Origin of the sequence: Candidatus Desulfovibrio trichonymphae (genome assembly GCF_002355955.1) — a bacterium.
GTDB lineage: Bacteria > Desulfobacterota > Desulfovibrionia > Desulfovibrionales > Desulfovibrionaceae > Desulfovibrio > Desulfovibrio trichonymphae.
Genome location: NZ_AP017368.1, coordinates 937,600 through 958,124, shown reverse-complemented (window position 1 = coordinate 958,124; position 20,525 = coordinate 937,600). Strand labels below are relative to the sequence as shown.

General features: G+C 57.0%; 12 protein-coding genes. 8 read left to right on the top strand and 4 right to left on the bottom strand.

The window, feature by feature from the left end:
- Positions 1-19: 19 nt before the first annotated feature.
- From thrC to RSDT_RS04565, 3 genes are read right to left on the bottom strand one after another with little or no spacing between them, the layout of a single operon-like run.
- Entirely contained in the window at positions 20-1,468 is a 1,449-nt protein-coding gene (thrC, locus tag RSDT_RS04575; RefSeq protein WP_096400530.1) for a threonine synthase, read from the bottom strand.
- 16 nt (positions 1,469-1,484) lie between these two features.
- Positions 1,485-2,102, bottom strand: coding sequence for a glycerol-3-phosphate 1-O-acyltransferase PlsY (plsY, locus tag RSDT_RS04570; protein WP_096399737.1), 618 nt, complete (start codon positions 2,100-2,102; stop codon positions 1,485-1,487).
- Between the two features lie 56 nt (positions 2,103-2,158).
- The gene (locus RSDT_RS04565; protein WP_096399736.1) at positions 2,159-4,273 is read right to left on the bottom strand and encodes a ribonuclease catalytic domain-containing protein; all 2,115 of its coding nucleotides are present in this window, start codon (positions 4,271-4,273) and stop codon (positions 2,159-2,161) included.
- Between the two features lie 934 nt (positions 4,274-5,207).
- On the opposite strand from RSDT_RS04565, the gene RSDT_RS04560 reads away from it, so the two are divergent.
- The 4 genes from RSDT_RS04560 (at position 5,208) to RSDT_RS04545 (ending at position 10,543) form a co-directional block, all read left to right on the top strand.
- Positions 5,208-5,399 (top strand): helix-turn-helix domain-containing protein, encoded by a 192-nt coding sequence (locus RSDT_RS04560; protein ID WP_096399735.1) that lies wholly within the window; start codon positions 5,208-5,210, stop codon positions 5,397-5,399.
- Positions 5,400-5,416: 17 nt separating this feature from the next.
- Entirely contained in the window at positions 5,417-7,936 is a 2,520-nt protein-coding gene (gene secA / locus RSDT_RS04555; protein WP_096399734.1) for a preprotein translocase subunit SecA, read from the top strand.
- 16 nt (positions 7,937-7,952) lie between these two features.
- Positions 7,953-9,032 carry a M24 family metallopeptidase gene (locus RSDT_RS04550; protein WP_096399733.1) on the top strand — a complete coding sequence of 360 codons (1,080 nt, stop codon included), beginning with the start codon at positions 7,953-7,955 and terminating at the stop codon, positions 9,030-9,032.
- A 293-nt stretch (positions 9,033-9,325) separates the two neighbouring features.
- Complete coding sequence (locus tag RSDT_RS04545) at positions 9,326-10,543, top strand: aspartate kinase (protein ID WP_096400527.1); 1,218 nt, start codon at positions 9,326-9,328, stop codon at positions 10,541-10,543.
- Here RSDT_RS04545 and RSDT_RS07885 read toward each other — a convergent pair.
- Positions 10,477-11,001, bottom strand: coding sequence for an MFS transporter (locus RSDT_RS07885; protein WP_408606720.1), 525 nt, complete (start codon positions 10,999-11,001; stop codon positions 10,477-10,479). The two genes, RSDT_RS04545 and RSDT_RS07885, sit on opposite strands and share 67 nt — an antisense overlap.
- A gap of 313 nt (positions 11,002-11,314) precedes the next feature.
- Between RSDT_RS07885 and RSDT_RS04535 the strand changes: the two genes are divergently transcribed.
- The 4 genes from RSDT_RS04535 (at position 11,315) to RSDT_RS04520 (ending at position 20,522) form a co-directional block, all read left to right on the top strand.
- On the top strand, positions 11,315-12,334 hold the full coding sequence (locus tag RSDT_RS04535; protein WP_096399731.1) for an NAD-dependent epimerase/dehydratase family protein: 1,020 nt from the start codon (positions 11,315-11,317) through the stop codon (positions 12,332-12,334).
- Positions 12,331-14,418: a peptidase U32 family protein gene (locus RSDT_RS04530; RefSeq protein ID WP_096399730.1), complete on the top strand. Its 2,088-nt coding sequence runs from the start codon at positions 12,331-12,333 to the stop codon at positions 14,416-14,418. Before RSDT_RS04535 ends, RSDT_RS04530 begins: the two co-directional genes overlap by 4 nt.
- Before the next feature lie 27 nt (positions 14,419-14,445).
- Entirely contained in the window at positions 14,446-17,775 is a 3,330-nt protein-coding gene (locus RSDT_RS04525; protein ID WP_096399729.1) for a UvrD-helicase domain-containing protein, read from the top strand.
- A 365-nt stretch (positions 17,776-18,140) separates the two neighbouring features.
- Positions 18,141-20,522: a tetratricopeptide repeat protein gene (locus tag RSDT_RS04520; protein WP_096399728.1), complete on the top strand. Its 2,382-nt coding sequence runs from the start codon at positions 18,141-18,143 to the stop codon at positions 20,520-20,522.
- The last annotated feature ends 3 nt before the right edge of the window (positions 20,523-20,525 follow it).

Below are 20,525 nucleotides of genomic sequence, written 5' to 3'. Positions count from 1 at the left end.
GCTTCAGCGGGTGGAGTATTTATTTTCGCCGCAGTTGCAGGCGTTCAACTACGGCTTGTGCCGCCAAGCGGGCGTATTCGCCGTCGCTTTTGCCCGTGCGCGCGCTTTTCGGCAAAAGGGAATGCGGCTCGTTGGCAAGGCTTTTATCAGGAGTGATGCCGTATTCCGGCGTGAAGCCGTCAGTAAAATACATTTCCTGAAAACCGGCGAATTTCAGACTGTGCGCCGTGGCGTTCAGCAGAGCGCGTTCTCCGTTGCCGATGAGGCCAAGGATTTTTGCGTTCATAAGCCCGGCCAGAGACTCGCCACCTTGGGTGCAGGCAATGTGGCCGTGGCGGTTGGCCTTGATCATGGCATCCATAATCTGCTGTTCCGTGACCTGAATCACCTGGAAGGCGCGTTCCCCGCCCGCTGCAGTGAAACGTTCGGCCAACGCACGCACGCGCGGGAAGGAAACAGGGTTGCCGATCATGGCTGCCTGGGCCACGCTGGACGTTACCCGTACCGGCCGCCACTGCCGGTTCTGCGCCGGCACGGCGTAATAGCGGTACACAGGATTTGCGTGCTCTGACTGTACGCCGAAAACACGCGGCAGGCCGGTGGTTATGCCGAGGTCGCGCAGTTTCAGAAAACCTGACATAATGGCCGTGATGTTGCCCGCATTGCCGATGGGCACAAAAAGGCACAGTCCCGTCACGTCCCAGTTATACCACTGTGCTGTCTCATATGCCCAGGATTCCTGCCCCAGAATGCGCCAGGCGTTTTTGGAATTGAGCAGGGCAACGCGATAGTTTTCCGCAAGATGCTCCACCGCCTTCATGCAGTCGTCAAACACGCCCGGAAGCTCCAGTACTGTTGCTCCGCTGCCGAGCGGCTGCGAAAGCTGTTGCGGCGTCACTTTGCCTTTGGGCAGCAGCACCACGGATTTGAGCGGCGGACCGATGTATGCCGCGTACAGCGCTGCGGCGGCCGATGTGTCGCCCGTGGATGCGCAGACAGTGAGCACCTCGTCCCACTGCCGGCAGCGGCAGAGCCATTTGAGGTAGCTGAACGCGCAGGCCATGCCGCGATCCTTGAACGAAGCGCTGGGGTTCTGCCCATCGTTTTTATAGGCGAACGGCAGTCCTACAGCGTCGCGCAGCGCGGGCGCGGCCTCCACAATCGGGGTGTTGCCTTCGCCGAGGTAGACAATGTCTTCTTCGTCAAGCAGGGGCGCAAGCAATTCGTAATAGCGAAAAACGCCGCGCAAGGCAGTAACGCGGCTTGCCGCGCGCGCGTCGAAAAGCTCGCGCCAGAACGCGCCGTCACGTTTTTTCAAAAGTTGAAAATCCAGATTTTCAAGCAGAAAAACCCCGCCGCATTTTGGACAAGTGTACAGCAGGCTGTCATGCGGGTAGCGCGCGTCGCAGCCGAGACAGACATATTCCATACGGCCGCGGTATGTCGGAAATGTTGCGGTAGAAGACATGAGGGCATTCTCCATCTTACGAGTTTTCATGCGTTTTGTCGGCATGCTGCCGGGATTTTTGCCAGCTTTTTTCTGTGCCATTGCGCAGGCGCCGGATATTTTCGGCATGTTTGCAGAGCACAAGGGCAAAGATGCACAGGCTCAACGGCAGCCATTGCCACAAGCCGCATACGGCCAGAAGCGGGGGCATGGCCGTGACAAACGTGAGCGACCCCAGGGAAACATAGCCGCTGCGCCAGATAACCAGAAGGCAGCACACCGCCGCCGTAAGCAGCTGCCAGAAGGCCAAGGGCAGAAAAACACCGATGCTTGTAGCCACGGCTTTGCCCCCCCTGAACTTTATGAAGCAGGAAAACACATGCCCCACAACGCACGCAAGCCCCACGGCCGACACGAAAACCGGAGATGTGTTTATGTGCGGGGCAAGCCATACGGGCAGGGAGCCTTTGAGAAGATCGCAGAGCAGCGTGGCGACGCCATAGCCGAAGCCGCAGAGCCGGGCCACATTTGTTGCTCCGGTATTGCCGCTTCCGCTACGGCGCAGGTCAACGCCGCAGCATATTCCGGCAATAAGCAGACCCCACGGCGCGGATCCCAGCAGATAGGCCATAACAATCAAAAGCGCTTCCGGCATGGTTGATCTTGGTTTCGCTACGTTGGGTTACTGCTCGTGCGTTGTTATATTTGCGGCTATTGCGCGGCCGCTTCCAATATTTGTATTTCATTATAGAGCGGATGTATTTTCCCCAGGCGCACCGCGACGGGCATGCCCGGATATGCCCTTTCGTCAAAAAGAAGGCGTCTGCCGCGCACAAACAGCCCCTGATCCGGCAGGTTCACGTTGACAACGGCGTCGTTTTCTTCGGTAATAACGCCGTGCCACCAGACTTTGTCCCCCTTCTGGCGGAAATAGAGCAGCTTCCAGTAGCGCGGGCGGAAACGTTGCGCCTGCCCTGCCGCGTTCAGAACGGGGGATAACGCGCCGAGAATGTCCACAAGACCAGCCTCGCTCCATAAGGGTGTGCCTGTTTGCAGAAAATGCGTCACTTGCGCCTCGTTGACAAGATCTGTATAGCGGCGCAGGGGCGAGGTGACAGGCGTATAGCGCGCAACTGCAAGGGCGGCATGGGGCCGAGCCTGTACTTCCAGGCAGGAGGAGGCGAGCGAGCGCATAATGCGGGTCAGGTCTTCCGGCAGTGTCCATATCCCGGCGTATTCTTTCGGCAGGGCCACGTCCTGCGTGCGGTGCAGCATGGACAGGCTGTGCGCGCATGCCCAGTTCGCCGCTGATGCGCTGGCCAGAATCATCAATTCAGCGACAAGGTTCTGTGCGTCACGGGCGGGGGCCGGCATTTCCATTTCCACGGTCGTGTTCGCGCCATCGCCGTGCAAATGCAGCACGGGCTCGACCCTGTCCATAATAACGGCGCCCGCTGCAATGCGCGCCTGTTGCCGTAAACGGGCGAGCGCCAGTCCATGACGCAATTGGTCGGCGTAAGGCCTTGCGGCATTGTCCGGCAGAGGAGCCTGTTTTCGATCGGCGTCAAATACGGCCTGACAGTCCGCGTAACACAGGTTTGCCGCAAGCCGGACCCTGGCAATAAAAAGCTCGCAATCGTCCGCGTTGCCCGCTCCATTCACCTGTATGCGCATGCACAGCGCAGGGCGCATTTGCCCGGCTGTCAGCGAAAAAGCCGCTGTCGCCATCATTTCCGGCAGCATGTGGCATGTGCCCTCCGGCAAATAGATGCTTGTGCCGCGGTACAGCACGGCTTTGTTGAGAGGGCTTTCAAAAGGCCAGAACAGGGCCGGACAGGCCAAGGCCAGCGTCAACGTACAACCGGTGCCGTTGGGTTCCACAAAAAAAGCGTCGTCCACATCACGGGTGCTTGCGCTGTCTATGCTCAGAAAAGGTATATCGCACAAGGGTGCATCGCAGTTTTGCGTAGTGAGCACAAGGGCGTTTGCTTCCCCGGCGTGGGGGAGCCACCAGTCGTCGCCGGGTGCGTAACCGGCCCTGTCCAGCCAGAAGTTATAATGTTCCGGCAACTCGCCCCACGCCGTGAGCAATTGCAGGGGCAGATGCGGCACGTCCGGCAGGGTTTTGACCAGCATGCGCCAGAGGTTTTCGTTCTCCTGACTTTCCGGATCAACCATCCTGGCGCGCAGCAGGGCTTTGAGCCGTTCTGCCACTTCAGGCGAGGGCCATTCACCGCATTCCGCGCCGCTCGTTCCTGACAGCGGCAGAACACATTTTTTGCAGGCGGCCTCCCACAGCAGACGAAAAAATGCCGCGCCGCCCGTGACAAGGGCCTCACGCACTTGTTTCTCGCGCTGCTCGGCAAGGCGTTTTTCCACTGTTTCAGCGGGAAAAATCTGAAAAGCGGGCGGCTGAAAACGAAAATGGCTTTTACAGGCAAGCAGCGCGCGGCCGCAGGCGGCTACAGCGTCCGCGTCCGGCTCGGCGGTGAAGAATTCAGCAAACCAGCGCGCCGGCGCCTGGGGGACCTCCCCTTGGGCGATGTCCCATACTTCGAGCGGCGCGACGGCAAGCGCCAGGGCTTCCCTTTTTTTTTTATGCGACTCCAGAATGCGCACAGCGTCTTCTCTGCCCATGCCGGACGCGTGCATGGGGCCGATCCAGGGCAGAATGCGCGCGGCGTTCAGGCGCATTTCGCGCCGGTTGGGCAGCAACAGACGCAGATGCCCTCCGGATTCTTCTGTGATCATGGCGATCTGGGGGGCATTGCCCTCCATGTATTCCACAATACAGCCCGGTGCAGGGTATCGCACGCAATCAGGCATACGCGCTCCTTCACGCTATGTTGTTCAACGCCGTTTGTTCCGACTGCCCTTTCAATCAGCACCAGATACGCCTGATGGCCGTGATCTTGAAGGTCAGGATTTGCCCTTTGTCCAGCGATTGCGCAGACACTAACGTCCTGCTGGATTTTTATGGGCGCGGTTGACCTGCTGTCGCAGCAGGCACCTGCTATGAGCATCCATCTGTTTTGCCGCTCGTCAACCTTGAAGCGGTAGTCGCCGTAGTTCGGCGCATGTCCTTGTTGACAGCATCCTTCAGTATTTCATGGCGCCTTTCAACATAACGCCCCGAAAAATTTCCTGTCGCAAAAATAAATGCAGGTTTTCGAGTTTTTCCTGTATTGGGCTGCGCGTATGGAAGAAGTATGCGACGCTCTGCTTGTCAATCACATTGCCTATTGTTTTCCTTGCGTCTTTCATCATATCAGCATCATCTCCGCTCCACTCAAAAAGACTTTAACCCGGAGGGCGGCTTCAGGCAAGGGGCAATAGCCTTGGAGTGTTTCGCCCTGGCAATGATAAGAGTTCAGAGATATTCCCATTGAACCTGAAGTTGGCAAATAACCGAGTCATCATTTAAAATTATTGGTCATGCTTGGCTGAAGGATTTTCCCTGAACATGTTTAGTACCATTTTGTATAATCTCTCTTTCTTGTGGTCAAAACAACATTCACATTCCTTCAATCGGAATAAATCTTGCGGATCAAAGCGCAGTGAATTGTTATCATAGGGCGTTTTATCCGCGATATGGGTTTTCATGCGTGAAAGACGGCTGTTGCATTGTATGGTGTGACGCGTTACAAGAGTAAAATGTCTACGCGCCGATTGTTGTTTCTCTCGCCGGCCAGAGCCGTGGCAGCCATTTCTCCGTCGTTGCGAGACGCGGGCTGTGAGATCGATCTGACAGAAAATCTCAATGGTTGCAGCAAGGTTGCTGGCCGGCTCGGTGATGCCCCTGCACGAAGTGGAAAAGCTCACGATTATCAAAGGTCTTGAAGCTATGGTCGGGAATTGCGCGCATGCCGCGGAACTGCTGGGCATTTTCGTGCGCACGCTGTGCAACAAACGCAATGTATACCGTTCTCAGGGCCTTCCTGCCGACGCATGAAATATTGAAGGAACCGCATGTTTTCTTTTTTATTTAAAAAAATTTTCGGCAGCAGGAACGAGCGCTTTCTGCGCCGCCTGCGTCCGTTGGTCGAGCGCATCAACGCGCTGGAACCGGAAGCGCAGGCTCTTGCCGACTCAGATTTTCGCGTCCGTATAGACGCTTTTCGGAAGGAGATTAAGGACAACAATGCCACGCCGGACAGCCTGTTGCCGGAAGTATTTGCCCTCACGCGCGAGGCCTCGCGCCGTACGCTCGGCTTGCGCCACTATGACGTGCAGCTTGTGGGCGGCATAACACTGCACTGGGGCAAAATCGCCGAAATGAAAACAGGCGAGGGCAAAACTCTGGCGGCAACGCTGGCCGCTGTGCTGAACGCGCTTTCCGGCAGGGGCGTGCACGTGGTTACGGTCAACGACTATCTGGCAAGGCGTGACGCGGCATGGATGGGTAAAATCTATCATTTTCTCGGTCTGACAACCGGCGTCATTGTGCACGATCTGGACGACAACGAACGAGCGGCCGCCTATAACGCGGACATCACCTACGGCACAAACAATGAATTTGGTTTCGACTATTTGCGCGACAATATGAAATTCTATGCCAACCAGCTTGTGCAATGCGGCCACAACTTCGCCATTGTGGACGAGGTGGACTCCATTCTTATAGATGAGGCCCGCACCCCGCTGATCATCTCCGGAGCTTCCGATGAGTCCGTCGGCATGTATCGTATGGTGGACGAGCTCGTGTGCAAGCTTGAGCCGGTACATTATAGCATAGACGAAAAAACCCGCACCGCCATGCTGACGGATGCGGGCGTTTCCCGGTGTGAAGAGCTTTTGAAGGTAGAAAATTTGTTTGATCCCGCCAACATTACCCTGCAGCACCACGTATTGCAGGCTTTGAAAGCGCACAGAATTTTCAGGCGCGATGTGGACTACATCGTCAAGGACGACCATGTGGTCATTGTGGACGAGTTCACCGGTCGGCTTATGGATGGCCGCCGTTACTCCGACGGCCTGCATCAGGCCTTGGAGGCCAAGGAGCATGTGACCGTGGCCGCGGAAAATCAGACGCTCGCCTCCATCACCTTTCAGAACTACTTTCGTCTGTACGGCAAACTCTCGGGCATGACAGGCACGGCGGACACAGAAGCTGTGGAATTTCAGCAGATATACAATCTTGAGGTCGTGTGCATTCCGCCCAACAAGCCCATGATACGCAAAGATTATCCCGACATGATCTATCGCAGCCGTCAGGAGAAATTTGACGCCATTACGGCCGCCATAGCCGACATCCACAAAGAAGGGCAGCCCGTGCTTGTGGGCACCATTTCTATTGAAACTTCGGAAATGCTTTCAAACCGTCTCGCGAAGCTGAACATCCCGCACAATGTACTGAACGCCAAACAGCATGAAAAAGAGGCGGAAATCGTGGCACAGGCCGGGCAAAAGGGTAGGGTGACTATTGCCACCAACATGGCCGGACGCGGTACGGATATTGTGCTTGGCGAAGGAGTGCCGGATATCGGCGGACTGCACATTCTGGGTACGGAGCGCCATGAGAGCCGCCGCATAGATAATCAGCTCCGCGGCCGTTCGGGCCGTCAGGGCGACATGGGGTCTTCGCGTTTTTATCTTTCGCTTGAAGATGATCTTATGCGTCTGTTCGGCTCGGACAGAATCAAGGGCCTTATGGAAAAACTCGGCTTGCGCGATGGAGAATCCATTGAAAATGCCATGGTTTCCCGCGCGGTCGAGAGGGCGCAAAAGCGCGTGGAAGCCCACCACTTTGAAATACGCAAGACCCTGCTTGATTATGACAATGTCATGAACCAACAGCGTGAAGTGATTTATGCTCTTCGGCGTGATCTGATGGTGGAGGAGGTTCTTGACTTTGTTGTGGACGAATTTTTTGGCGACGTGCTTGACAATGAATACGCACAACTCGGCAATGCCGGGCCTGACGCGGAGCAGGAGGCAGCCGTGCTGGCGCGTCTGCGCGAGATATTCAACCTTGATCGGGTGCTGCCGGAAAATGCCGCTCTGCCCTCCCGCGAAGAGTGCGAGGGACATGTGCGGCGCATGCTGGAGATGCTTAAAGCTGATACCGGCGAAAGCTGGACAGGCGTGCAGCGTTATTTTCTGCTGGAAGGGCTGGACCGCTGCTGGAAAGAGCATTTGCGCAACATGGACGCCCTGCGCGACGGCATTGGCCTGCGTGGTTATGGGCAGAAAGACCCCAAGTTGGAATATAAGCGTGAAGGTTTTGCCATGTTTCAGGAGACGCTGTTTCACATCCGGGAGAGCGTTTTTCGTGTGCTGACGCGTTTGCGTGTAGAAGCGCCGGCAGTTGAAGCAGCGGAGAACGTAACTCGGGAATACCGTCACAAGGAAGATTCGGCGACGGGGCTTTCTTACTCGGGCGGGGGAGAGGAGGCGGCGCGTGAGCCTGTCAGGGCAGCGCCCCGTGTAGGTCGTAACGATCCCTGCCCTTGCGGCAGCAGCCTGAAATATAAAAAGTGTTGTGGGCGTTAGGGAGTGGTTTTTTATTATGGAAAATATTTTCGCCGACCGTCGGGAACGGCTGCGCCGCGCCATGCGCGCGCGTGGTCTCGACGTACTATTGGTCAGTAACGCCGCCAACCGTTTTTATCTCTCCGGATTTGAATTGCACGATCCACAGCGTAACGAGAGCGCCGGGCGGCTTGTGATTACCGTTGACGGGCGGGACTGGCTTGCTACCGATTCCCGCTATGTGGACGCTGCCGCTTGCCTGTGGGAGACTGAGCGTGTTTTTCAATACGGTTCGGACGCTGCCGGGGATACAGCCCGTCTGCTCAAGCGTTGCGGCTCACGCGTCGGTCTGGAGGCGGACGACGTGAGCTTTGCCTTTGCCCGTGCGCTCGGCACGGCCGGAGGTCTGTTTCTGGAGGCAGCGGACGGCCTTGTGGAAGAACTGCGCCTTGTCAAGGGGTTGGAGGAACAGGCGGCGCTCGCGCAATCTTTCGCACTCAATCACAGGCTGCTTGCCTGGGTGGAGGGCGAGGTGCAGCCCGGCAAAAGCGAGGCCGAGATAAGTTGGGCCATTGAACGTTTTTTTCGGGAGAACGGCGCGGACGAACTGGCCTTTGCCGTTATTGCTGCAACAGGCAAAAATGCGGCGCTGCCGCATGCGATACCTGGGGCGGACAGGATTGTGGAGCACAATCCTGTGCTTGTTGATGTGGGCTGCCGTGTGCAAAATTACTGCTCAGATCAGACGCGAACTTTCTGGGCAGGCGATGAGTACGGGCCGTTGTATTCACGTTTCGCGCGCACGTTTGCGCTGGTACGCGATGCGCAGGAGGCGGCCTTGGAAACGATGTGCCCCGGCATGACCGGACGGGATGTCTATGCTCTGGCCCGTGCTGTGTTTGAAAAGGCCGGAGAGGAAAAAGCTTTTATCCACGGCCTTGGGCACGGCGTGGGCCTGGAAACGCATGAAGCGCCTTCCCTCAGTCCGCGTAGTGAGCGCGCACTCGCGCCCGGCATGGTCGTCACCGTGGAGCCTGGCCTCTATTATCCCGACTGGGGAGGCGTGCGCCTGGAATACACTGTGTTGGTAGAAGAGGATGGCGTCCGGATTTTGTAGGCTGTTATCCACCATGGCCTGCGCACCTATCTGGATGGTTTGGAAGAATCCCTGTCCGGCCCTGTTCTTTGCGGTGGATGAGAGTTTTACCTTTGTGATGTTTTTGATATTTTTACCAAGTAAAAACAATTGATTACTAGTATCTAATTGCTGAAATTTCAATCAGCCGATATGCCGGCGAAATCCGACGCAGATTGTGGACAAACGGCTGTTTGTCGGGATAATACACGCCCTCATGTGCAGGAGACCCCATGCCGTTCCCCTGCAGGATCATGGACAGAGTGGATACAGCTATGCAAATTCTCGTGCAAAAATTCGGCGGCACTTCCGTAGCCACGCTGGAGCGCATGGAAAAAGTGCGTGACAAAGTTTTAAATGGCCTCCAGCGCGCTGACAGAATTATTGTTGTGCTCTCGGCAAGGGCCGGGGACACAAACAATCTGCTGGCGCTTGCCGGGCAATGGTCGCCAACGCCGGATAAGGCGGAATGCGATGTGCTTGTTTCCACCGGCGAGCAGGTTTCCATCAGTCTTTTCACCATGCTGCTCAAAGATATGGGCATTCGCGCGCGTTCCCTGCTGGGGAGCCAGATACCTATTGTCACTGACGACAGTTTCGGTTGCGCGCGCATTCGCGCGATCAACAGTGAAGCCCTGCGCGGCTGGCTGGAACAATATGACATTCTTGTTGTCGCTGGCTTTCAAGGATGCACGGAAGACAAACGCGTCACAACACTTGGACGTGGCGGTTCGGACACGTCGGCAGTGGCTCTGGCCGCCGCCCTCGGCTCTGTGGAATGCGAAATCTATACAGATGTGAACGGCGTGTACACGACAGATCCCAATATATGCTCCACAGCACGCAAAATAGACCGTATCGCCTACAATGAAATGCTTGAGATGTCCAGCATGGGCGCAAAAGTTCTGCATATCCGCTCTGTGGAGTTTGCCCAAAAATACAAGGTGGCTGTGCGTGTTCGCTCCACCTTTGACGATGATCCCGGCACGCTTGTCACTCAGGAGGATTCCAGCATGGAAGCACTGCTCGTTTCAGGTATTGCGTATGATAAAGATCAGGCCCGCGTTACCCTGCATGATGTGCTCGATGTGCCTGGCGTCGCGGCTGCCGTTTTCTGCCCGCTTTCCGAAAAAGACGTGCTTGTTGACATGATTGTGCAAAACACCAGCCTTGACGGGCATACGGATATCACCTTCACCATTTCCCGCAGGGATTTGCAGCAGACATTGGGTATCATGGCGGAGATTTCTCCGAAAATAGGGATGTCGAAGGTGGTGCACGACGTGAATGTGGCCAAGGTTTCGGTCATCGGCGTGGGAATACGCAATCATTCGGGCGTTGCGGCTAGAGCGTTTGCGGCACTGACTCAGGAAGGCATCAACATTTTGATGATCAGCACCTCGGAAATAAAAATTACTATCCTGATTCAGGAAAAATACGTGGAACTTGCCGTGCGCATTCTGCACGACACCTTTGGCCTTGACTGGACATAGGCTGGGGCAGATTGCCTTTTTTCTGAAAAATGCACGGAATACCTGCGCCGGCTGAACCGTTTCTGCCGCGCCGCAACCGACACGAGGTCAGCCTCAGCATGCCCGCTCCCAGCATGGGCGCTATGGTGCTGATGCTCTGCATCCACACAAGCGCATTTTCCATCTCCCATCCCTTGAATGCGTCTTTGACGATTGCCATGGAAACGGAGCACACGGCTCCGCTGCCCGCCGCCTACAGGATGCGCCCGGCAATGAGTATATATGCTGACGGAAAAAAGGCAGACGAGCGAGGCTGCGGCATACACGCCCAGACCTGCGGCGAGTACTGGCTTGCGGCCGTATTTGTCGCTCAACGGGCCCCATACGAGCATGGACAGGGCAAAGCAGAGCATAAAGCCGCTGATGGTGAGGTCAACGAGCGCGCGCGGGCAGTCAAAGACCGCTATCATGCTCGGCAGCGCGGTGAGATAGAGATCTGTCGAAAGGGGAACAAAAGCGTTTAAAAAGGCCAGATAGACGATAAAGGGCGTGCGCCCGAAGCGGAAATCACCGCTGTGCCGGCGGCGTCGCAGTCACGTCGGATTTCGACGTCAACCGACGTCAATCCCGGCCTCCGTCTTAATAAATAGCAGCTCCGACGGCTTTTGGCAACAGCCAGCCGCGCAGCGGCGTAGCAACAGAGCGGCTTTCGTCCTGCCCGCTTGAAAAACCAGCCCTTGCCTTGGGAACACATCTGCCGTACTCTTGGCGCGGACAGGCAAAGGAGGCGGCATGCATGTGCTTGTGACCGGCGCGGCCGGTTTTATAGGCTATCACCTGACGTTGCGGCTGCTGGCTGCCGGTCACGACGTGACCGGCATTGACAATCTGAACGACTATTATGACGTGCAGCTCAAGAAAGATCGCCTGGCCAGTATTGCATCTGCGCCGGAAGCCGGCAAACACTTTCGTTTCGTCAGGCTGGATCTGGCCGACAATGCAGGCCTTGATGCCCTTTTTACGCACGAAAACTTCACTTATGTCGTCAATATGGCAGCGCAGGCGGGCGTGCGCTACAGCCTGCAAAACCCGGCAGCTTATATCAGCACAAATCTGACAGGATTCGGCCATCTGCTCGAATGCTGCCGCAACCACAACGTCGCCCACCTGATTTTTGCCTCATCCAGCTCGGTTTACGGCCTGAACACGCAAAGACCCTATTCTGTCCGCCACAATACTGATCACCCGGCAAGCCTGTACGCCGCCACAAAAAAGAGCAATGAACTCATGGCGCATGCCTACAGCCATCTCTACCGTCTGCCCTGTACGGGAGTACGCCTGTTTACGGTGTACGGTCCTTGGGGTCGGCCGGACATGGCCCCACACATTTTTGCCGCAGCCATTGTGCGCGGGCAGGAGCTGCGGGTATTTAACAAAGGCCGCATGTGTCGCGACTTTACCTATATTGACGATGCTGTGGAAGCTCTGGCGCGTCTTGTGCCCCTCATCCCCACGCCGGATACGGACTTTGACACGGCCGCGCCGAACCCGGCCGCAAGCTCCGCGCCTTGGCGCGTGCATAATATCGGCAATAACACCTCTGTTGAACTCAATACCTTTATATCCCTGTTGGAAGACGCCTTTGGACAAAAAGCTCGCAAAACGTTCTTGCCCATGCAGCCCGGCGATCTGGAAGCCACCTTTGCCGACATAAACGATATGAATGAACGCACCGGTTTTACACCCAAAACGCATCTGCGCGACGGCATTGCCCGTTTTGCGGCCTGGTACAGGGAATATTACAAATCATGACGGAGCATTCCGCCCAAACGCCGCCACGCACGCCGCCGGAAATTCTCGCACCCGCGGGCGACATTGACTCGTTTTTGGCCGCGCTGGCCGCAGGAGCGGATGCCGTATATGTGGGACTCAAGCATTTTTCCGCACGAATGCAAGCGGAAAACTTCAGCCTGACAGAGCTTTCGCGTCTGACAGATCTGGCGCACGCAGAGCAAAGGCGCGTCTACGTCACCATGAACACTCTGCTCAAACCGTCGGAAATAAAGGCAGCCTACCGTCTGCTCGTGCGTCTTGTGCGGCAGGCAAGGCCGGACGGCCTGATCATACAAGACATGGGGATGCTTGATCTGGCCCGTCAGGCAGGATTTGAAAAGGGACTTTTTCTCTCCACCCTTGCCAATGTGACCCACCCGCGCGCGCTTATCGCTGCGCGCTGCTGTGGAGCGGACAGGGTCATCCTGCCGCGGGAGCTCTCCATTGACGAAATACGCATGATGGACGCGGCCTGTCCTGACGGACTCAACCTGGAATGTTTTGTACATGGCGCATTGTGTTATTGCGTTTCCGGCCGCTGCTGGTGGTCAAGCTACATGGGAGGTAAAAGTGGGTTGCGCGGCTATTGCGTTCAGCCATGCAGACGCCTCTACAGCCAGGGGATCTCTGCTGTCCGCCGCCATGAACACAAACGCATTCCGGAAGACATTTATCATCATGAACGCCGCAAAGCATCCGGCGGCAAAGGGCGGGAAGGCCGCTTTTTTTCCTGTCTTGATCTCTCTCTGGACGTGCTCACAAAAACCCTCCTCGGCATGCGCCGTCTTGTTTCCTGGAAAATTGAAGGCCGTAAAAAAGGCCCTTATTACGTTTATCATGTTGTCACGGCCTATCGCATGTTGCGGGCCGACGCGTCTGACCCCAAGGCCCGTAAAATGGCGCAGGAACTCCTGCAAATGGCCTTAGGCCGCCCTCTCACCAGAGCGAACTTTCTGCCTGCCAAAGAGCGCGTGCCTACCGACCCCGGCGGGCAGACTTCTTCCGGCCTTCTGGCGGGCAAAATCAACATGACACAAAACAGGAGCGTGCTGCTCAAGCCGCATTTTGATTTACTGCCTGGTGATTGCCTGCGTGTCGGCGTTGAAGATGAAACTTGGCACGCCACGCTGCCCGTCACCCGTCGAGTCCCCAAGGCAGGTACATTAACTCTGCGCACGGCAAAGCACAAAACACCCAAAAACGGTACCCCTGTTTTTTTGATTGACCGGCGCGACCCTCAACTCGCAGCGGCGATTGCCTCTTGGCAGGCCAAACTTCGCGAGGTGCAGGGCCGTCCTGCAAAAGCCGTTGACGCCTCCCCCCGTCTTTCTATGCCCGTCCGGTCTGCCCCACAGCCGGATATGCTTCTGCGCGCAAGCGTGCCGCGGGGCAGGGAAACGCGTTTTAGCCGCAAGTTTGAGACGGCGCTCTGGCTTTCGCTACGCAGTGCCGCGCTTTCCCGCACTGTAGTTTCACGCGTTGTCTGGTGGCTGCCGCCGGTTGTCTGGCCGGAAGAAGAAGATTCTCTTGCCCGCCGCATAGAGCACCTCCGACGCGACGGTGCGCGGCGTTTTGTCTGCAACGCCCCCTGGCAGCGCTGCTTCTTTCCTGACCAGTCAGACAGTGTGCAGCTTTTGGCTGGCCCCTTTTGCGGCGCAGCTAATGCCGCAGCACTGGGCGTGCTGCGGAAAATGGGCTTTGCAGCCGCTTTTGTCAGTCTGGAGCTTGCCCGTGACGACTTGCTCGCGCTGCCGCGTCAGAGTCCCCTGCCGCTCGGTCTTGTTCTCACCGGGTTCTGGCCTGTGGGCATCAGCCGTTTTGGCCTGTTGGGCATCAAGACGGATATGCCTTTTGTCAGCCCCAAGGGAGAAATGTTCTGGGCACGCCGCTATGGTGCCAATATCTGGCTCTACCCCGGCTGGCCTCTCGACCTGACTGAAAAACGCAAGGAGCTTGTGGACGCGGGCTACAGTTTCTTCGCGCATATTGAGGAGCACACGCCGCACGGCTTGCCTGAATCGCGGCGTCAGGCTTTTTTTAACTATGATGGACAGCTCCTCTAACATGTTTTTCGCTCTTATGTTACGAATATGCTGACCTTTACTGCCGATCTCCATATTCATTCCCGCTTTTCGCGTGCCACCAGCAAGCAACTCAACCCGTTAACTCTTGCGGCCTGGGCTTCTTGCAAGGGCATAGACGTGCTTGCGACGGGCGATTTCACACATCCGCAATGGCGCGCGGAATTGCGGGAACATTTATGTCTTGACGAAGAAAGCGGCTTCTACCGTCTGACTAGTCCTGCTCCTCTTCGGGAAATTGACATTCCTTTTGTCCCTCCTTTTGTCCCTGCAACCGCCTCAGACACGCTTTTTTGCCTTCAGGCAGAAATCAGTTCCATTTACAAACGTCACGGTAAAGTCCGTAAAGTACACAACCTTGTCTATGCGCCCACACTTGAAGATGCTGACCGCATTGCTGACAGGCTTGCTTGTGTAGGCAATCTCTCTGCCGACGGACGGCCCATACTGGGACTTGACAGCCGTGATCTGCTTGAAATTGTTTTGGAGGCTGCTCCGCACGCCGTCCTGATACCGGCTCATATATGGACCCCCTGGTTTTCCCTTTTCGGTTCAAAATCAGGCTTTGATCGACTGACTGACTGCTTCGGCGATCTTTCCTCACACATTTTTGCGCTTGAAACCGGACTGTCATCTGATCCTGCCATGAACCGCCTTGTTAGCCGGCTGGACAACTTTGCTCTCATTTCAAATTCCGACGCACATTCCCCTGCAAATCTCGGAAGAGAAGCAAATCTCTTTGCAGGACGTCCCTCCTTTACAGGCTTGTTTACAGCGCTGCGAGCCGCGGCGGCGCGACGGACGAATCAAACGTCTTCCTGCCTTTTTCTCGGCACACTGGAATTTTGCCCTGAGGAAGGCAAATACTATCTTGACGGCCACAGAGCCTGTAATGTCGTTTTTGAACCGCATGAAACGCTGGCACTCAACAATATTTGTCCTGTCTGCAGCAAATCCCTGACTATTGGCGTGCTGCATCGTGTGCTTGCGCTCGCTGACAGGGAGTCGCCACCTGAGCTGCCACTGGAACCGTCGGCAAAGCCGCTGATACCCCTGCCTGAGTTGCTTAGTGAAATTCTTGGCGTCGGGCCGGAATCCCGCAAGGTTCACGACTGCTATATACGCCTCTTGCGTGACCTCGGGCCGGAATTGCGCCTCCTCTGTCTTTTGCCTGAAGCCGATATACGTGCGCGCTGGGATGTGCTCGGTGAGGCTGTTGCGCGCATGCGCCGCGGTAATATTATCCGCAGCGGCGGTTTTGACGGTCAGTATGGTTCAGCGCGCGTCTTCACACCTGAAGAATTGCGCGATATACGCGCCGGAAGCAAGGCGTTGCCCGGCTTTGCAATGCGCAGTGCACCGCAGTCCTTTCCTGCAACAGACATGCGGGCGTCCGCAAGGCTTCAAAAGCATCCCTCCACGGCACTTGAAGAACGGCCTGTGACATCTCTGATTTTCCACGAACAGGGGGGCCTTTCTGAGGAACAGCGAACCTCGCTTGCTGCCGGTCCCGCCCCTGTTCTTGTTCTTGCGGGACCAGGCGCCGGAAAGACCCGCATTTTGACAGGCCGCTTGCAATGGCTGCTTGAGCACGGCGTGGAGCCGCGGCGGATTGTTGCCCTCACCTTTACCCGTCGCGCTGCGGGCGAATTGCGTGAACGGCTGTCGCGTGCATTGCCGCATATGCGCGAGCATCTGCCGCGCTGCGACACCCTGCACGCCCTTGCCTACAGTGTTGTTCAGACGCACTATCCAAAATCTCTCCTGTTGACGGATGACGCATCTTACGCGCTTTTTGCAGCGGCAAATCCCGCCGTTGCGCAACGTGACTTGCGGAGACTTTGGGATATAATCTCCCTAGCCCGCGAGACCGGCGGCACTTTTGCTGAAGTCGCCCAGCTTGCCGTTGACCGCTATAATCAACGTAAAACCGCAAATCCGGAAATCCGCCTGCTGGACTATCAGGATCTGCTGGAAAGCCTTCTGGCACATTTGCCCACGCTTCCGCCAGCGGAACGTCCGCTGCATGTGCTTGTGGATGAAGTTCAGGATCTTTCGCCCGTCCAGCTTGAGCTTGTCCGCGCCATGCTGTCCGCTGGCGGCCAAGGTTTTTTCGGCATAGGCGACCCTGATCAAGCAATCTATGGTTTTCGAGGTGCCGGACAAAACTGCGCAGCAGTCCTTGCAGACTTCTGGCCGCAACTGTCCCTTTACCGTCTTGGACAGAGTTACCGTTCCGGGCAGGCGATTCTCACGCTGGCGCAGACGCTGCTTGGCGGCAGAGCAGCTTGCGCCCCGCTGAACGCTGTACGGCGCATTGACTGCAGCATCCATTTTTTGGACGCGCCGGACGATCAGGCGGAGGCCGACGCCATAGCCCGCCGCATACAACGCCTGCTTGGCGGCACAAGCCATACGCTGCTTGATCAGATGTGCTCCAATGGCGAAGACCGCGCAACGGGTGACGAGCCGGAACCGCTTTCTCCCTCGGATATTGCCGTGCTGGTTCGCCTCAAAGCACAAATGCCGGTATTGCGACGGGCTTTGGAGCGCGCCGGCATTCCCTGCGCAGCCCCTGCCGAGGAAAATATACTGCAGGATCCTGTCTGCGGACGCCTGCTCAAGATGGCTGCAGCACACTGCGGATTTGCGAATCTGTCTGTATCTCTCGGGCCGCTCCTCCCGGCTGATGACACAATATTGGTTGAGGACCTTCCATGGACTGCCGGTTTTCTTCCCTCCCCGACAGAACTCTTCCCTTGGCTCGCCCGCCAACCTTGGGCAGGAGAGCACATCAGCAGAAGTAGGGCATGGCGGGAAGTCTGCAGCCTTTTTCAGGAATGCGGTGACTGGGAGGAACTCTTTCGCCGTCTGATCTGGCTTCAGGAGGCTGAACTAGCGCGATCCAAGGCGGAGCAAGTGCAAATTCTCACTCTCCATGCCTCAAAAGGGCTTGAATTTGAAGCTGTTTTTCTGCCTGGGCTGGAAAACGGTCTGTTGCCGTTGCGTCGCGGCCTTCTTTTGCGCTGCGAAGACAAGGCCACTGCTGACCGCCCCACAGCCCAGACACCGGCAGATAACAGAGAAGATGAATCAGGAGAAGACGGCTCTGATGTTGAGGATGAACGTCGTCTTCTCTATGTCGGGTTGACACGCGCCGCACGAGTGCTGTTTCTGAGCCGCGCAGCGCAACGTGTGCTGTGGGGGACAAGGCTCCGCCTTGCGCTGTCACCATTTCTTAACGACATCAAACAATTCTGCCGCCCAAGCGCTCTTGTAAAGTACAAACGTGCCGCAGCGCGTCGTCTTTCGCTGCTGTCCGTTATGGGAACAAATTAGAGCATTGTGCTTTTGAAAATTATCTGGAGACAGTTTTAAAAGACATGGGAATCGCAAGCTAGGAACTCATTCTTTCACGGAAGAAAAATCATAAAATTTTAAAATATTATGAAGAAAAATACCAAACAAAGACCGACAGGCTGTGCGCCATAACAGGGCAGTGCCGGACAGATGCGTTTTGTATGTGTTTCGCTGTGCCGTATAGAGAGCTGCGCAACCGGTGGTGATGGAATGACAATAAAATCTAATAACAGCAATGGTTATGGATAAAATATGTGAATCTCCCCTTCTCCGTCAGCCTTCGTTGGACGTTCTGAGCGAACCTGCTGCTGGACAATCGGTCGCGCCTTCACTACACTGCCGGCATGAAAATTTCCCGTCAGTCTGGGCTTGAGCGTCGCGATCTGCTGGAAATGGAAGACATGCTGCGCCGGAATCTGGTGGATTTTTTTTCCTTCAGCGGGCACGCCCTGTATTTTCCCACAGAATCCGCGCCGGCAACGCCGAAGCTTGTGCCGCAAGAGCGGCGTCTGCTTCTGCCGCTTGCCCGGCAAAATCGCCTGCTGGGCGTTTTTATGGCGCGCGGCGTGCGTCTGCGCGAGATCAGACCGCTTTTGCCGGTCCTGCCCGCAGTGGCCGCGCTTTGCCTGGACAATCTTGCCCTTGTAAAAGCCACGCGCACAGATGCGCTGACTTCTCTTGCCACGGAAGAGGCTTTTTTTGCCGATATCCAGCAGCAGGCCCTTCGCGTGCGCGCTTTTTTGGATGACCCGGCCGCAACAGGCAATCAGTCCGCTCCCCTGCACAGTTTGTGCTTTGGGCTTGTGTTGTTGCGCCTGTGTAACGGCAAAGAAACTGCCCTGCGTGTGGGTTATGCCTCTGAAAATGCTCTGTTGCGCAAGCTGGCGCAGGCGTGCGCGGCCGACCTGCCCGAGGGCGTACAGGCAGCCCGCGTGGGGCGTCATGAGCTGGCTCTTGTGCTTCCTGTCGGCGGGCGTATGGCCTGTCACGAACTGGCCCGCGCCGCGCTTGACCGTATGGAAACAGTGCGTCTGCCCGATCCGTTGACAGGCAGATCCATCCGCCCCGTGCTCTGCGCGGGGCACGCGCTGTATCCGCAGGACATGCGGGGAGCGGAGATGCGGCTACCCATGTTTGAACAGGCCCGCAGGCTCATGTCGCTGGCAGGGCTCGCGGCGGACGTTGCGCGGGACGGCATGGCCGGAACGGGCAAAAGTCGCGTCATGCCTTTTGCCCGTATTTTGCATGAAGGCGGTGTTGTGCTGCAAAGTCTTCAGGGCGCGTGTCTGCGCGTCAGCCTCGGCCGCCGGGCCAAGGCTGCCGAAGGAATGCGCTTCGCGGTATACAGCCCGGAGAAAGGCCGGGAAACAGGGCGTGCCTGCAAAGGCGAAATTGTGCTGTTGCAGGTAGAGGAATCAGGCGCCGTTGCGGAAATTCTGCACGTTGCCGACGCGGCGAACATGCCTGCGCCGGGCGATGGACTGACCCTGCTTGACCCTGCGTCAGCCCCGGCTTCGCAGCCGAAGACCCATATTGTTCTCAGGGCGTCTGACTGCGCACATGGTGCAAAAGGAGAAAGCCTGTGCGGCTACGGCGATTTTTTGAAGCGTTCCGGCTTTGAAATGGAGAGGTCGGCGCGTTTTACACTTGTCCTGGTGCGCCTTGACAGGGCAGGATCACGGGCATGCGCCGGGGCATTTAGGCTTTGGCGCTCTCTCGTATCCGGGTCTGGCGGCCTGGGAGGCGGCGTTGCGCCTTTTGGCGGAAGATACGGCGACAACAGCCTGATTTTGTTTCATTCTGGCGCAACGCCGGAAGATGTGGCGCCGGTCTATCGCCGTTTGTGCGAATGTCTTGCACAGCGTGGCCTTGGCGCGGCGGCCGGCGTGGCAGGCTACCCTTTTTTGCGCTATACAAAAGCCGAGACGCGCGACTGCGCCTTGAAAGCACTGGAATACGCGCTTTTATTGCCGGAACCGAAAGCCGGGGTATGTAATTCTCTGGCGCTGAACATCAGCGCGGACAGGCTTTACAGTCTTGGCGACGTATTCGGAGCGGTGGAGGAATACAAGCTCGCCCTGCTGGCGGACAAGACCAATGTGATGGCCTTGAATTCGCTTGGCGTGTGCATGGCCGCCCTTGGGCGTAGACAGGATGCGCGCCGTCATTTTCTGGCGGCCTTGAAGCGCGGGGCTGACGGGCCTTTGGCAGGGCAGACCTGCTACAATTTGGGCGCAATCTGCCAGAGCCTTGGCGAGCGCCGCGCTGCGGGCCATTATTATCGCCGTTGCATCGCTGTTGTGCCGAATCACAGCTTTGCCCATATCCGTCTTGGGCAGATGTGTGAAGAACGCCGCAGGCCGGGGCAGGCAAAGCGTTTTTACGAACGCGCGGCGGCTTTGGAAGACGCGCAGCCGGGCAACCTGTGCCCGGCGCGAAGGCTGCTGGCCGGGCTTGCGGTGCACGGGCGGCAACAGGGCGAAGCGAGGGAACTCTTGCGTGAGGCGCTTTTGCGCAACCCGGATGATGCGGCGGCCATGCTGGCGCTGGCCAGACTTTATTTGAACGGCAATGAGGATCCGTCGCTTGCGGAAATGCTGGCCCGTAGAAGCGCGGCATTGCGCGACTGCCCGGAGGCGTGGCAAACACTGGCGCGGGCGATGCGCGTCTTGGGACGCGACGCGGAAGCGCAGCTTGCGGAAGCAAGAGCCGAGCGGCTTCCGTAACCT